Genomic DNA, 14,364 nt, shown 5'->3' on the forward strand with positions numbered 1-14,364 from the left:
CAAATGCCGGAAAAGCGGTTATACACATTAGAAATAAAGAAGCTGCATATCATTTAATAGAGTTGCACTTAATCATAGGGGGAAAAAAATATGGAATACATTATGAACAAAGCATATAAAAACGAGGATGTTTACTTCGACGGCTCTCATTATATCGGCTGCTCCTTTACAGACTGCACCATCCATATCGAATCACTGCTATTCAATTATGACCGGTGCACCTTTTCGGGCTCAAAATTCAAACTAAGTCCTAAGCTGCTTATGCTTCAGAATGTTTACTCATTGCTGCCTTCTTCTTTGACAAGAAATTCCGGCATGCAGGCGTCTGTATAATGCCTATCAAAAAATAACAAAAAAGCAAGGCTCATGAGCCTTGCTTTTTTCATTCGATCATTAATTTATACTGCTTACAAGCTTCATAACCGCATCTCTCGTGAGCTTGTTGCCGCCAGCCGCGATCAGGTTGACGGTTGCATGCGCCAGTGTGAGAGGGATTTTGCAGAAATCCAACGCGGGTCCGCCCTTTAAATCTACGATATAAGAATCCGCTATTTTCAAATTGCGGCGCGTGTATTTAATCATTTCTTTCGCACCCCAGCCATCCGGGAAGAAATCCACGCCTCGCGACAAATCCTCGTCGCGATTGCGAAGAATATTTACGGCTTGCAAGCCTCTGCCAAAAGCTATCGCTTTATCTTGATCCGATTTAGTGCCATCGAACCAAAACCAGATTTCAGAAAGCATCTCTCCCACCATGCCAGCGACACTATAGGTGTAGCGATCAAGATCCTCTTCCGTTCTAATATTCCAGCTCACATGGACCCAATCTGCCATTTGCTTGGACATTTTGGCTATATGGCGGTAAACCACTTCATTGACGGTTGGCGGACAAAGGAGTGCCCATTCATGAATCTGCATCGTAACGTCAGCCAGCACATCACGATAGGGCGAGAGCAGCTTTTGGGATTCCGCGACCACGTCAGAGGACTGAAAAACTTCATGAACACCAAGTAATAGCTGCACTTTCAAATCATCTGAAATCGATTCATGATCCTCGATCTCGTCAATCGCTCTCATGCATAAATAAGCGGATGCGACCGCCTCTTTTAAACCTGCTTTCAACCGACTTATAGGGATATAAAAAGTACGGCTCGTTTTCTTCAACATGATCATCGCATCATTCAAAATAAAAACTCCTTCATTATGGCAGCTTTACTTTTTAGCTTGTTTTACTTGTTATTAATATCATACCATACATGTATTTAGATGTGCACCGTTACTGCGATTTCCTAACCTTTGCCTGTAAGTTTATGGGAAGCAATTAACTTCTTCATTATAATATTGGAGGGTTTTGGGATAATTATTCAATTCGCTTGATCAAAACCCTTTATGTTCTTTTAAACGAAATGCGTCATTGTAAATCAAAATAAAAATGGCGTGCAGAATTAAGCTTAGCACGCCATTTATTACCGTCATACCATTTATGAAGAAGAACCGAATCCTATCCCTCAGCTCAATCTTTCTTTTATGATTTGAAATATTTCTGCACGGTCGCATAAGCGAGCTTCGGTCGCCGATAACGGTCGACAATCCCCTTGCTGTTCTGCGTGCCCGCTCTGGTAATAAGCCAGTCCGTTCCTTCGGTCACCCTGCAATCGCAATACTGCCAGATGAACATGCCCGAGATGAACTCTCTTTTAGTATAGGCCGACAAGTTGGCTTCAATGATATCCGCTTGCCGCTCCTCTGTTCCGCGGACTCTGCTTGCATCGCGATGGCCGTAATAGCCGTCACCGCCGAACTCGCTCATGATCATCGGTTTGCCTAATCCTCCGTTTGCGTCAGCCCAGCCTCGCGCCAAATCGCAAAGCTCTCCCGGGTCCTCGTCTCCATACCACCCTGGGTATAAATTAAAGGATACGATATCCGCTAAGTCGAAGCAAAGCTCGTTTTCTCTATGGTGGGAAGCGAAGGTCAGCGGACGGCTCGCATCAAGCTCACGAATTTGTTCAAGCTGCTCCTTGTACATCTCCCGGCCTTCCAAGGTATGGCTTGCGCATTCATTTAAAATGGCCCATATTACAATCGATGGATGATTAAAATGCTGCTCCACCATCTCGCGATTTACCTGCTCGCACTGCCAACGGAAATTAGGGTTTTGCATCTGATCCAGGCTTAGGCCCCTAGCATGATTTTCCTCCCAAACCAGTATGCCCCGCTCGTCACATAGATCGAGAAAAAGCTCATCATTCGGATAATGGCTTGTCCGTACCGAGTTGCAGCCCATATTCGATATTAAATCAGCGTCAACCGCCATTAACTGATGCGGAATCGCAGAGCCCACCATCGGGTGATCCTCATGGCGATTGACACCCTTAAATACAATATCCTTGCCGTTGAGCTGTATTTTGCCCCCTTCAGTGGTTACAACGCGAAAACCTACCCGTTCGATTAGATCATCGATCTTCGCTTCTCCAACGGACAAAACAACTTTAAGCGCATACAAAACAGGTTTTTCGGGCGACCACGCCTCGGCTTCAGGAAATGTGAAGGTTCCGCTCAGGCTGGTTGTGCACTCAGCTTCAGCATGAAGTTCACCCAGCTCATATTCCTTTCCGCCGAGCTCGACGCAGATCCGATAATCCTGCTTCTCGCTCTGCAGGTGTCGAACAATGGCTTTGATATGAGCCTTCCATTCACCATTTTCCCAAATCGGGGAAAATGCGATTCGTTCCAAATAAAGATCCTTAATTTCCTCCATTGCAGCGGAGCGGTTAATACCGCCGTATGTATAGTAATCGTTAGGTACATGCAGGGCGGAAAATTCGCCAAAGCTGTTATCCGCAACCACGACAAGCTCATGCTCTCCTGGCTCCACATCTCTAGCAATCGCGTCGAATGCCGTATAAGCGTTGTAATGCTCGGCCAATAGCACACCGTCAAAAAACACGCGGGCGGTGTGGCTGACTCCTTTGAACACGAAACGAAGCGAGGTTTTGTTCTTGATTGTTACTCGCTTTCTATATGCCCCTCTGCCTCTATAGGTCAGAAAATCGGGATGCATTTCCCAGCAGCCTGGAACCGTCAGCTTATAGGAATAAACGAGCTCCTCCAGCTTTAGCTCCTCATCCTGAACAGCAGTGAAATCCCAGCTGCCGTCAAGCGGCTGCACCTTGCGAAGCTCATTCGTTTGAAACAATCTAGTCATTTGTTAGCCTCCTCTTCGTTTCTGCAATCGCCTAGCCTCTCAGATCAGTCATTTAATTATAGCTCTCATTCCTGAGTGAGCCAACCATGAAAATGAGTAAGCACAAGGCCTTGTAAAATAATAGATTCGGATTTAAAAAAAGAAGCGCTGCAGGAGCCAATACTCCTCGCAGCGCTTCTTCATCCATATTTAAAAATCCGGTTTCACAGGTAGGACGCAAGTGCACCTTCAAAATACACGTGGCATTACCGGCTTCAGGTCTGTGCTTTGACTTGATATCCGATATAGAAAAATACTTCTCTTAATAGAAAGGGCAGCTTTGTACGCCAGCTTCTGTATACGGATGTTTGGGTTGGCGAGGAATACGCATCCATGCCGAGATCTTCAGCCATCCGGAGCGCACGCTTCATATGGAGCGGATCGCTTACAATGGTAAACGTAGAAATTTGTTTACCGGTGAAGGCTCATCCTCAATCACTGCCGCACCGAGCACAATGGCCGCGTACGTTCGCGTAAACCCGCTCTCCTTGGCAAAAGCTGCTATGGAATACGCCGTGTACAGAACATAAAGCACGCATAATAGAATAACGCTCCAACCCCAGCGTCTCCGTTTTCCAGGCATTTATTTGTCCCTATGCTCAGATATGGCCTTAGCTCCCATAACGTCCGCTTCATGCTCTAATCCTGCGTCATCATTAATCGAAGCGCCCTTCATCTGAACTGTCGGCTTCACGCGGCCTTGCTTCTGCTGGGCAATATGCCATGCCTCATGCGGCAGATGCTTCTCTTGCCCGGGGCCAAGATGGATATCCGATCCTTGCGCATAAGCAAGCGCATTTACCTCCGACGGCTTGGCGGAGTTGTAATGGACTTTAACATCATCCATCGCCAGCCCCGAAAGGCTCTCAACCCCTGATTTCAATTGATCCGGCATTCCCGTCCGATTCGTTTTTCTTTGAACCGCCGCATTAGAGGCACCGGCTCCCGTATGAGATCGAACCAGCTGAGTGACGCCGCGATTGCCAATTTTACTCTGAAGCTGCAGCAGCGTATTCGGCTGTATGCCCGCAGCTTGTTTTGTATGTGCAGCTTCAGCAGTCAGGGAAGCCGTTGTGCTGCTAGGGGCAGACTTTGCAGCTCCCGTATTGCCAGAGGTCGTTTTATCTATTTTTTGTGATGCCATTTCCTGCACCTGCTCTCGAATAATAGAAATAATAGTTTCATAGTATCATATCGGGCAGTATGCTTGATAGCGAAATGATGAGATCAGGTTCAGTTAATCATCTGCTCCGTTAATCAGAGGTATAGGCGGACATAAGTTGGATATAATCTCTTGCTATTTTCAAATCCTCAAGCGCTTCTTTTGCGGTACAAGGCGGTTGAACCGTCCCTTGGATTGCTGCCAAAAAATTGATGGCTTGCTTTCGCATTGCCGACTGATTAGGCAGGATTGGGATGGTATATGCGGGCGGACTTTGCCCGTTATCGGTCATTATCGTCACTTTCCCGGCTTGCTGCCTTGCTAATGGAGCTGGAAGCTCAATCTTTAAATAGCCTTTATCAAACGCAATTAAAATGGTTTCATGCCACTCTATGCTCGTGTGATAGGCTGCCATTTCAAGAGCGACGCATACGCCGCTTGCGCTTTCACCGGTCAGCAGAACGCCGGAGCGATCACCGAAGGTCAAGCGGTAAGGCTCCCCTAGGAAAAATCGGATAGCGTTGACTTGATGAATATAATAATTGACGAAGCTGTCATACTCAAGGTTCTGCTGTTCCGTAAATATAGAAGATTCGGGCTCCCACCCGCCGTCCGGGTATGGCTCTTCGGTCATCAGCGGTTTGTCCGCACCCGCTACCCAGTCGCCTGGCGGCATCGAAATCCGAATATATCGAAGCTGGCCGAATTCACCGGATTGCTTCCACTCTTGAACGCAGGCTTTGGCATATTCCATTGCGGGGTCTGACCTTTTATGATAGCCGACCATATGCAGTACCTGACGCTCTTCACCTAACCGAACAAGCTCTTCGCCTGCTTCTACCGTCAGGCACAGCGGCTTCTCTGTAAGCACCGGAATGCCGGCACGCAGTATATCAGGAATAAGGATGCTGTGCTTCCGGTATTGCTGCGGTGCTACGATCACATCGAATCCACCATTCTCCAGCAGTGACAGGTGATCGTAATAGACTTGTTCGATTCCGTAGCGGGCAGCTATCATAGCGGCCAGCTGCGGACGGGGCTCCACGATCGCGGTAACTTCACATAAATCGCCAAGCACCGCATAGTTGGAGAGATGTGCCATCTGTCCCATCCCGCCTGTTCCTACAAAAGCAATTTTCAATTTTTTCATGTTAATCACTCCCCGGCCCCCGATTCTCAAAAAGGAACAAACCATCCTTGCCCGGCGCGATAATATCCGGATAACCGTTACCGCTTAAATCCGTTACCCAAAAATAGATGCCGACTCCCGAAGCCCCTTCCGATGCTTCCCCAAAGTCAATAATATGTTTGCTAAAGCAGCCGTCCTTGATCGAATAGTAGTACAACCCTATAGGGTCAAAAGCTCCTGGATCACCGTCATTGTGCGCCCGGTACCGTTTTCCCGTTACAAGCTCCAATCGGCCGTCACCATCCAAGTCAACGAGCTGCATGTCATGAAATTGCGATCCGCTTGTATCGATCTCATGCTTTATCCATTCGCGCTGCCCATTATCAGCCATTCGTTGTTCCAACCAGAACAGCCCATAATCATGTGCCGAGCCGTAGATGATATCACATCGCCCATCTCCGTTTACATCATGGCCAACAATCGGTATGCTTGCTGACCCCAGTTCAAATTCTGGATGGAAAGTCCACGGGCCCGCATACGGATTATCCGGCTGCTCCAGCCAACCTCCGCGAAGTACGATATCCATCCTTCCATCCCCGTTGATATCGGCAAAGCCCATCCCATGCCCGGCCGGCTCTGTGCCAATAACCACTTTTCGAAAAACACCCGTTCCCTTGCCCGATTCATCGCGCAGGAGCTTAAAAAACGCCTGCGGCTCATCCACCGCATTCGGAAATATTTCCGGCATGCCGCAGCCGTCGATATCATAAAAACGAAGCGTCTCTACATTCCCTGTCGGACCCGCATCTATGGTTTCCCATAAAGTATCCGTTCTTCCGGGATTTTTGCGCCAACGAACGGCTAGGCTCCAATAAGAGGCCGTTATGATATCCATATTCCCGTCGCCGTCAACATCCATCGGAAAATCGCAGAAGTCATCATGGTAACCGTCGATCTCAGCGACTTCGCAGATTCGATGTTTATTTTGAAAATCGGGTCCCTTATACCAATAAGCACCGCTAACGATGTCTAAGATGCCGTCTCCGTTAACATCAAATACGGAGCATGACTCGTAACGTTCATCAGAGAGCTTCCTCTTGTGGAATTTGAGCATCGGCTAATGTCTCCTTTATTGAATATTGTGAAAATCATAAGCCTACTATATCCTATAGTTATATGGATTTTTATTCTATTTCTTGCTATTAGGCTCTTCGTTCTTGCTTTTATTGAAAGGAGACTTGAAATGCAGCGTTCGCTTATTAACGAGCTGCCGAAGCTCAAGTTCATTTCCCGTTATTCCTACTCAGCAGAGTCCGGCATGCATTATCCCTTGCATCATCATCCGGAACTGACCGAGCTTTTATTTATTGCGGATGGGGGAGCAAAATATACCATAGACGGGAACGGCTACGAAGCAGAAAAGAATGCTTTCGTTCTATTCCAGCAAGGCGTATGGCATGAGGAATGGAGCTTGCCGGGCAAGCCTATCGAATTTTTTTGCTTGGGTTTTTCAGGGCTTCAGCTTTCCGGACTTCCCGAAAATTTCATTCTCGAGAGGACAAAGGCGGCAGTCATTTTCCTTCCTTCGTTTGCCGCTGAGGCCTCGCGGATCATTCGCGAACTCTACCGGGAGGCGAATAGCAGCGCTCCCGAGTCCGCGTTTATTGCTGACCAGCAGCTTGCGATATTCATCTCTTATCTATGCCGGCATTTGCATTACCTGCCCGAAGCGGAGAAAAAGAAGCGGACTCACCGGGCAGACTCTGCAGCATTAGCCCAAAAATTCATAGCCGAAAACTACAACAAGCCCATTACATTAGCTCACATTGCAAGGGCTTCTTGGGCGAGTCCGTCGTACTTAAGTCATTTTTTCAAAGAAGAAACCGGGCTCAGCCCTATTCAATATGTCATCCGCATCCGGCTGGATGTGGCTATGCATTTGCTCGAGACGACGGATGATACCGTTGAACAGATCGCCGAGCGGGTCGGATATACTAGTACGACGTCTTTTCATAACATTTTCAAGCGTGAAAACAGCTTATCTCCAGGGGAGTATCGCAGAAAATTTCTTGAATAAAAGAGGGGAAGAACAAAGATAAAGGAAAAAGGAAAAAAACTCTCGAGATCCATTGATCCCGAGAGCTTTTTTTTCTGAAGCATATGTTTGTTCCTGCGCTTTCACCTATCGCTCCTCATGCTTATACCCGGCCTCTTTGCTGTCTGCGAGAAGGCTGTCGGTTTACAAAATAAATGCTTAGAAGGATGAAAACAAGACCGATGAGCAGTGAAAACGTAAAGGGTTCCTTTAGAAAAAGGGTGGTCCCCTTGTTGTCTCGATAGCAAATGGCTTCTTGATCCGCTTATTGCTCTTGCTCGCTTACGAGATCGAAATCCCGCCTAAGCTGGCTCCATTTCTAAATAAGCGTTTGATATTTTCTTCCACTGCTGGGTCCGGAATCAGCGGCGGCGCTTGATGCGGTTTAACACGGGCATCGATAATGACGTTGTCGCAAGCCCAATGCTTATTTTCGTATTGGCTGTTAACGCCGTAAATATCATGTGAAGGATTGCTGCGAGTGAATGCTGCCCAGAGAAAATTATTCAAATCCGCGCTCATAAATGTACTGTCATCACAAAGAATGATGAACGGGCAGGAAGGGAGCGCGCCCTTTTCACTTATAGAACTGCTTAAGCCCTTCATTTCCTCCTGCGCTTCCGTATAATCCGTAAAGGCGGCACCTTGTATCGCCACAATGCCAGGCATGACCAAAGCAGCTTTCTCAAACCCTGGAATCTCATTCAAAATGCCCGGAACCTCATGACACAGCTCTCTTTTCTTATCGCCGACTGCCGCGAAAACAACCTTGCTTCCGGTATTCAATCCCGTACCCGAATAATCAAGGGTATCTATGGTCGTATTGGTCTGAAAATGAATATCCCTGCGAAGATTGATGCGTTCCAAGATAAAGGTTAGGAACTCCTCGATTTGATGCGTATCGATTGGTTTCTTATCCTCCGCCGCAATGAACAAATACTTGGCTAGGCTCAGCTGTCCCGTTCCTAATATCCGATTGGCAATGGTAAGTAGTTCCGCTGGCTGCTTTATCTCCTGATAAGGCGTATAACGTTCACTTCCAATAGCAAACAGCAGCGGATGCACACCTGCAGCATCAACGGCATGAACCTCTTTTACCCCTGGAATTTCTTGTTTGATTGCCGATCCGGTCAGCTCATGAATCAGTGCGCCAAACGCGGTATCTTCCTGCGGCGGTCTGCCAACGACGGTAAACGGAAAAACTGCGTTTTGCTTGGCATACACTTTATGCACTCGCATAACCGGAAACGGATGCGTGAGGCTGTAGTAACCCAGATGATCGCCGAAAGGCCCCTCCGGCTTCGTCTCGCCTGGGTGAATCTCTCCCGTAATTACAAAATCCGCATCATGGCTTACGCAGAAACCGTCAACATAGCTGTAGCGGAAGCGCCGGCCTGAAAGCAAACCTGCAAAGGTCAGCTCGCTCATGCCTTCCGGCAAAGGCATAACAGCCGATAATGTGTGCGCAGGGGGACCGCCAATGAAGATACTCACCTTTAGGGGAGCTCCTTGTTTATTTGCCTTGTCCTGATGGATGCCAATGCCGCGGTGAATCTGATAGTGGATGCCGACCTCTTTATTTAATTCATATTCGTTCCCGTTAAGCTGAACGCGGTACATCCCCAGATTGGAGTTCATGATGCCCGGCTTTTCCGGGTCCTCAGAATAAACTTGAGGAAGAGTGACGAAAGCTCCTCCATCCTCTTGCCAATGCTTGATGAGGGGCAGGTCGGCTATGTTAATTTCCCGCATGGCAGCCGGCATGCCGTCTGATTTTTTTAAGGGCAGTGCATTTTTCGCCGCGAGTCCCGCCCCAATGTGTTTGAACGGATTTTTTAAAGCTTTCATCGGATCATTGCGCAGTGCAATGACATCTTGAACCGATTCCCAAGTTTTCCGGAAAATGAATTTACTGCGTTCAACCGTTCCGAAAAGGTTGGACACGGCACGGAATTTTGATCCTTTTACATTTTCAAACAACAACGCGGGACCGCCCGCTTCAAAAACCTTCATATGAATGGCAGCCATTTCAAGATGAGGGTCTACCTCTTCGCGAATACGAACCAAATGCCCGTTTTTCTCCAAATCAATGATGCATTCATCTAAATTGCGATATATCATTTTGTTGCTCCAATCTATAAAAGGATATTTAGCCATGCTTAATTGCCCTGATAAAAATAAGCGATACTAGCTATTATAATATAAAAAAGGAAAGCGACCAATAAAACAGAAAACCACGTGCAAAACACGCGGTTGACTGATTCTATGTTATTCGTTTCAAATAATAATTCCATAAAATCAAGCTTGAATGGGGGAATGAAAAAAGCTTTAATTCTACATATTAACCTTCATAGGCTTGTTTCAGAAGCGCGATGTCGATCTTATCCATTTGAAGCATCGCCTGCATGACTCTGCCTGATTTTTCAGCATCCTTGTCTTGAAGCATCTCGCCCAGCATCGTAGGAATGATCTGCCAGGATAAGCCGAACTTGTCCTTAAGCCAGCCGCATCGCTCCTTGGAGCCTCCCGCTGAGAGTTTCTCCCACAGCTCATCTACCTCTTGTTGCGTCTCGCAGCTTACGAACAGCGATATGGCAGGCGTGAAGGCGAAATGGGGGCCGCCGTTCAATGCCATAAATCGTTGACCTTCGATTTCAAATGTCCCGGATATGACAGCCCCCTTCCCTCCTGGACCGATTTCGCCACCCCGCGTAACGCTCTTTATGCTTGCGTTTTTAAAAACAGAGATATAAAAAAGCATAGCTTCTTCCGCATTGTCATTGAACCATAAAAATGGCGTGATTTTTTGCATACCGCTTCGCACCTCTCATCATTTGTTTAAGCTACTCGGAGCTTGCAGCTGCGAGCCACTTCCGTATAATCTCCGTCAGCCTATCTCTCTTGTCTTCTACGTCCGCCATATTTGTAAACTTCAAAGTTGCCCGGTCATGAGCCGCCCATTCCAATAAACCAGACGTATCGTCAATGAAAGGTCCTTCTCCATTTCTTTCTCTTACTTTCGCGCCGCAGTGAAAAACGAGCATGAAATATCCTTTACCTCGCAGGTTAAACGTGATTCTATCCTCATTGTCCACGCAAAAGCTTGGCGCATTCCACTTGATATGCTCATGCAATTGCTGATCTGCGCTTAGGATAATAGTTCTGACCGCTGCTATTTCCTGTTTTTGAGGATGCTCAAGCTTTTGCATGAAGTCTGCTACCTGCTGCTCGCCGGTCATTGTTGATTTAGCTTTATTGCTTGTCCTATTCATCCGCTTCTTCCTCCCAAATAAAGCGCGCAATAGATACTGCCCCTTCATGAGGCGTTCCCATCCCTCTCCACCCGCATGTCGTTATGTTCCAGCTGCCGTCATCAGCACAGATTAAGCTGTGATCATTAACATAGCCACCTGTTTTCACCGGTTGAAAAAGCAGCTCCCAAGGCCCTTCTTGCACAGGAATAAGCTTGCGATTCTTTTCCATAAACGTCTCCCTTCGGCGCTAAAATGACTTGTAATTCATTCCTTCATTACCCAATTATAGCTGCATTCCGCCCCGATGGTAAGCGCTCTCCAAGCAGCCTTTAAATTTAAATAAAAACGACACTTACATACACCTAATAGGTATGTTATGATTGGCTTATTACTAAAATTAGGAAGTGATTTCCATGGCGTTTGTTATTTTAGGGCTGCTCATGCTTCGCAATCTATCGCAATACGATATCAGAAACGTGCTTCAGCAAAAAATATCTCCCTTTATAAGCGCAAGTCTCGGGAGCATACAAGCAGCATTAAAGAAATTGGAGAATGATGGCCATGTAACCTTTCAAGAGGTCACCGAGAACGGCCGAAGAAAAAAGCTTTATACATTGAACGACTTAGGAAGAGAACATTTTATGGAATGGATGCTTTCTTCTATTACGCCAAGCCGTTTCGAGCAAGAGGTAACAACTCGATTGTTTTTTTTAGGGTTTATGACACCTGCAGAGCGTCTAGCCATTATAAGAGCAGTCGTTGCACAATTAGAAACCTCTGTTCAGGAATTCAGTGCTGCCTCTGTTGAGGCAAATCGGAAAGAAGTCCCTGAGAATGTCACTTCAGTCGTAGCCTACCAACTTAAAACTTTAGATTTAGGACTCTATTATCACCAAAGCATGTTGACCTGGTTTGAAAAATTCGCAATGGAACTGGAGGCTGAGCTAGGTGGAGAGCAAACTTAAGAGAAAAACAAGCCAGATGGGTCAAAAGGGTCAACTGACTTATTTTATGTTTGAAAATGAAGGTAAAGATACCCTTTTGATGCTTCATCCCGCATTTGCTGACCACACGATATTCGAAAACCAGCTTGCTTATTTTAAAAATAACTATCAAATCATCGTGATCGATCTGCCTGGTCACGGCAATCGGAATAATCATATCGGAGTATCTAAAATGACCATAAAAGATATGCCTGAGGCGATAAGCCAAATTTTATCTGAAAACAACTTGGATGCCTGTCATGTGCTCGGTGTCTCCATGGGTTCGCTTGTCGCACAGGCGTTTGCTGATCGTTGTCCGCATCAGGTAAAGTCGGTCATTATCGTTGGAGGATATTCCATTCATAAAGCGAATGAGCAGGTATTGAGGAGGCAAAAAACCGAAGGGTTAAAATGGATGCTGTATCTTCTATTCTCAATGAAAAGGTTCAGAAATCATGTGACTTCCGTTTCCTGCTTCACTGCTGCCGGCCGAGAAAGCTTTGCGCGGGGAGCCCAGCATTTTAACAGAAGCTCCTTTACCGCAATGGCTGGAATGAACACATTCTTTATCCGTAAGGATACGCCAATGCCTTATCCCCTTCTGATCATCGTGGGCGAATATGATCTTCAAATCATTAAAGAAGCAGCTATCGAACTTCAAAAGTTAGAGAAAGAGGTTCAATTGGTATTTTTGGAGGAGGCGGGGCACTGCGCAAATGCAGATGCCCCCAATACCTTCAACCGGCTGTTAGAGCGCTTTTTATTGGAGATCTAATTTAAGATCGAATTTGAAGCGAATAAATATCTGTTCGACGATCACGGAAGGTGAGTACATCCGTCGATTTGCGATGACGCTGCAAGATTTCCATATCCACCTCGGCCATAATAACCGTTTCTGTATTTTCACTGCATTCTCCTGCAATGCCATCTCGCGGGAACGAAAAGTCGGCAGGTGTGTATACACCTGACTGTGCATACTGAATATCCACGTTGTCCACATGCGTAAGATTGCCTACCGTTCCCGCAGTAACGGTAAACACCTGATTCTCAATCGCCCTAGCTTGCGCACAATATTTGATACGGAGAAAGGCTTGGCGATCCTCTGCGCAGAAAGGGACAAATATAATTTGAGCGCCCTCCTCTGCCACAATTCGCGAGACTTCCGGATATTCAATATCACTGCTAAGCTGGATCGATATTTTACCGCAATCGGTATCGAATACTTCCAGCTTCGTGCCGCCATTTATCCCCCACCACTTGCGTTCATTCGGTGAAATATGAAGCTTATACTGCTGCTCGATGGTCCCATCGCGCCGAAATAGATGGCCGACGTTATAGATCCGATTATTTTCTTCGACGAAATGGGAGCCTCCAATAATGTTTACGTTGTACTTAACCGCTAATTCGGAGAATAACTCGACATACTGCACAGTAAACGTGGTCAGTTTCCGTATGGCAAGGCTTGGCGAGCGTTCCTCCAAGAAAGAAAGCAGCTGCATCGTAAAATTTTCCGGGAAAACGGCAAAGTCCGATTTATAATCCGCCGAGACATCGACGTAATGCTCGCACTGGGTCGCAAACTCCTCAAAGGAATCGATTTTTTTCATCATATATTGAATGACGCAAATTCGAACGGGAAATGACAGCTTATAGTGTGTCTTGCTATTGCTCGGCTTATAGTCGATATTGTTCCATTCCAGCAAAGCGGCGAAGTTTTTCGAGTCATCGTCATCGGGCAAATAATTCGTAATAATTCGCTTTAACGTGAAGCCATTCATCATTTGAAAGGTGAGAACAGGATCGTAAATATTTTGCTGCAGCACTTCTTCCGCATATTCTCTAGGCGTCATTTTGTCGCTATGCTTGTGATACCCCGGAATACGTCCCCCGACGATAATTCCTCTAAGATTCAGCTTTTCTGCCAACCGCTTGCGGGCCTCATACAGCCGTCTGCCAATTTTCATTCGGCGATAGTCTGAATGGACCATGACTTCCATGCCGTACAAGCTTCCGCCATGCGGGTTGTGGTTGCGGATATAGCCCTTATCCGTAATTTCCGAATACGTATGCTGCTCTAAATAATCATCGAAATTAACGGTCAAGCTTGAACAGGAGCCGATGATTTCGCCATCCAGCTCTACACATATTTGCCCCTCGGGAAAAATACGTATATGACTTTCCAATTGTTCAATCTTCCAAGGAATCATATTCGGAAAACAAATATGCTGCAGCGCAATAATTTTCGCAAAATCTGCCGGTCCAATGTTACGGATAATTACCTTCTTTTCAAATTGTGAAATTTGATCCGATGTCATATACTCTCCCCATTCAAGCGGTAGTTTGAGTTCATCATACAAGGCGACTTTCATACAGGTATTAATGGATGGTCATCGGATTGTAAATTTTTAACCGAAAAGGTTGTCCATTTCCTTATGTTTCTTCACCTGCCTATATTCTTACTTGAATCTGGACCAGCTATTCATCTATGCAAGCC

The 14,364-nt window shown here is 46.4% G+C and carries 15 protein-coding genes; 4 read left to right on the forward strand and 11 right to left on the reverse strand.

What is annotated here, in order from left to right; genetic code table 11:
* Window positions 1–90: 90 nt before the first annotated feature.
* Entirely contained in the window at window positions 91–333 is a 243-nt protein-coding gene (locus RCO25_RS26970) for a hypothetical protein (RefSeq protein ID WP_308999172.1), read from the forward strand.
* A 60-nt stretch (window positions 334–393) separates the two neighbouring features.
* Here the strand turns inward: RCO25_RS26970 and RCO25_RS26975 are convergent, their stop codons facing one another.
* From RCO25_RS26975 to RCO25_RS27000, 6 genes are all read right to left on the reverse strand, one after another.
* Complete coding sequence (locus RCO25_RS26975; RefSeq protein ID WP_308999204.1) at window positions 394–1,173, reverse strand: squalene/phytoene synthase family protein; 780 nt, start codon at window positions 1,171–1,173, stop codon at window positions 394–396.
* A gap of 352 nt (window positions 1,174–1,525) precedes the next feature.
* The gene (locus RCO25_RS26980) at window positions 1,526–3,208 is read right to left on the reverse strand and encodes a glycoside hydrolase family 2 protein (protein ID WP_308999173.1); all 1,683 of its coding nucleotides are present in this window, start codon (window positions 3,206–3,208) and stop codon (window positions 1,526–1,528) included.
* Between the two features lie 424 nt (window positions 3,209–3,632).
* Window positions 3,633–3,830, reverse strand: a complete 198-nt coding sequence (locus tag RCO25_RS34935) for a hypothetical protein (RefSeq protein ID WP_374992173.1) — start codon at window positions 3,828–3,830, stop codon at window positions 3,633–3,635.
* Window positions 3,831–4,391: an eCIS core domain-containing protein gene (locus RCO25_RS26990; RefSeq protein ID WP_308999174.1), complete on the reverse strand. Its 561-nt coding sequence runs from the start codon at window positions 4,389–4,391 to the stop codon at window positions 3,831–3,833.
* A gap of 109 nt (window positions 4,392–4,500) precedes the next feature.
* Entirely contained in the window at window positions 4,501–5,559 is a 1,059-nt protein-coding gene (locus tag RCO25_RS26995; RefSeq protein ID WP_308999175.1) for a Gfo/Idh/MocA family protein, read from the reverse strand.
* Window position 5,560: 1 nt separating this feature from the next.
* Window positions 5,561–6,652, reverse strand: a complete 1,092-nt coding sequence (locus RCO25_RS27000) for an FG-GAP repeat domain-containing protein (protein WP_308999176.1) — start codon at window positions 6,650–6,652, stop codon at window positions 5,561–5,563.
* Between the two features lie 129 nt (window positions 6,653–6,781).
* On the opposite strand from RCO25_RS27000, the gene RCO25_RS27005 reads away from it, so the two are divergent.
* On the forward strand, window positions 6,782–7,615 hold the full coding sequence (locus RCO25_RS27005) for an AraC family transcriptional regulator (RefSeq protein WP_308999177.1): 834 nt from the start codon (window positions 6,782–6,784) through the stop codon (window positions 7,613–7,615).
* Window positions 7,616–7,915: 300 nt separating this feature from the next.
* Here RCO25_RS27005 and RCO25_RS27010 read toward each other — a convergent pair whose 3' ends face one another.
* From RCO25_RS27010 to RCO25_RS27025, 4 genes are all read right to left on the reverse strand, one after another.
* Entirely contained in the window at window positions 7,916–9,754 is a 1,839-nt protein-coding gene (locus RCO25_RS27010) for a UbiD family decarboxylase (protein ID WP_308999178.1), read from the reverse strand.
* 220 nt (window positions 9,755–9,974) lie between these two features.
* Window positions 9,975–10,445 (reverse strand): VOC family protein, encoded by a 471-nt coding sequence (locus RCO25_RS27015; protein WP_308999179.1) that lies wholly within the window; start codon window positions 10,443–10,445, stop codon window positions 9,975–9,977.
* A gap of 31 nt (window positions 10,446–10,476) precedes the next feature.
* Window positions 10,477–10,905, reverse strand: a complete 429-nt coding sequence (locus tag RCO25_RS27020; RefSeq protein ID WP_308999180.1) for a DUF1801 domain-containing protein — start codon at window positions 10,903–10,905, stop codon at window positions 10,477–10,479.
* Entirely contained in the window at window positions 10,898–11,116 is a 219-nt protein-coding gene (locus RCO25_RS27025; protein WP_308999181.1) for a hypothetical protein, read from the reverse strand. Before RCO25_RS27025 ends, RCO25_RS27020 begins: the two co-directional genes overlap by 8 nt.
* Before the next feature lie 184 nt (window positions 11,117–11,300).
* Here RCO25_RS27025 and RCO25_RS27030 point away from each other — a divergent pair, with 184 nt between their 5' ends.
* Both RCO25_RS27030 and RCO25_RS27035 read left to right on the forward strand, forming a co-directional pair.
* Window positions 11,301–11,852, forward strand: coding sequence for a PadR family transcriptional regulator (locus tag RCO25_RS27030; RefSeq protein WP_308999182.1), 552 nt, complete (start codon window positions 11,301–11,303; stop codon window positions 11,850–11,852).
* Window positions 11,836–12,645 carry an alpha/beta fold hydrolase gene (locus tag RCO25_RS27035; RefSeq protein ID WP_308999183.1) on the forward strand — a complete coding sequence of 270 codons (810 nt, stop codon included), beginning with the start codon at window positions 11,836–11,838 and terminating at the stop codon, window positions 12,643–12,645. The genes RCO25_RS27030 and RCO25_RS27035 overlap by 17 nt, the downstream gene beginning before the upstream one ends.
* A gap of 1 nt (window position 12,646) precedes the next feature.
* On the opposite strand, the gene RCO25_RS27040 is transcribed toward RCO25_RS27035, so the two are convergent.
* The gene (locus RCO25_RS27040; protein ID WP_308999184.1) at window positions 12,647–14,185 is read right to left on the reverse strand and encodes a GNAT family N-acetyltransferase; all 1,539 of its coding nucleotides are present in this window, start codon (window positions 14,183–14,185) and stop codon (window positions 12,647–12,649) included.
* Window positions 14,186–14,364: the final 179 nt, after the last annotated feature.

The sequence above is a fragment of the Paenibacillus sp. LHD-38 genome (genome assembly GCF_031157315.1).
Classification (GTDB): Bacteria; Bacillota; Bacilli; order Paenibacillales; family Paenibacillaceae; genus Pristimantibacillus.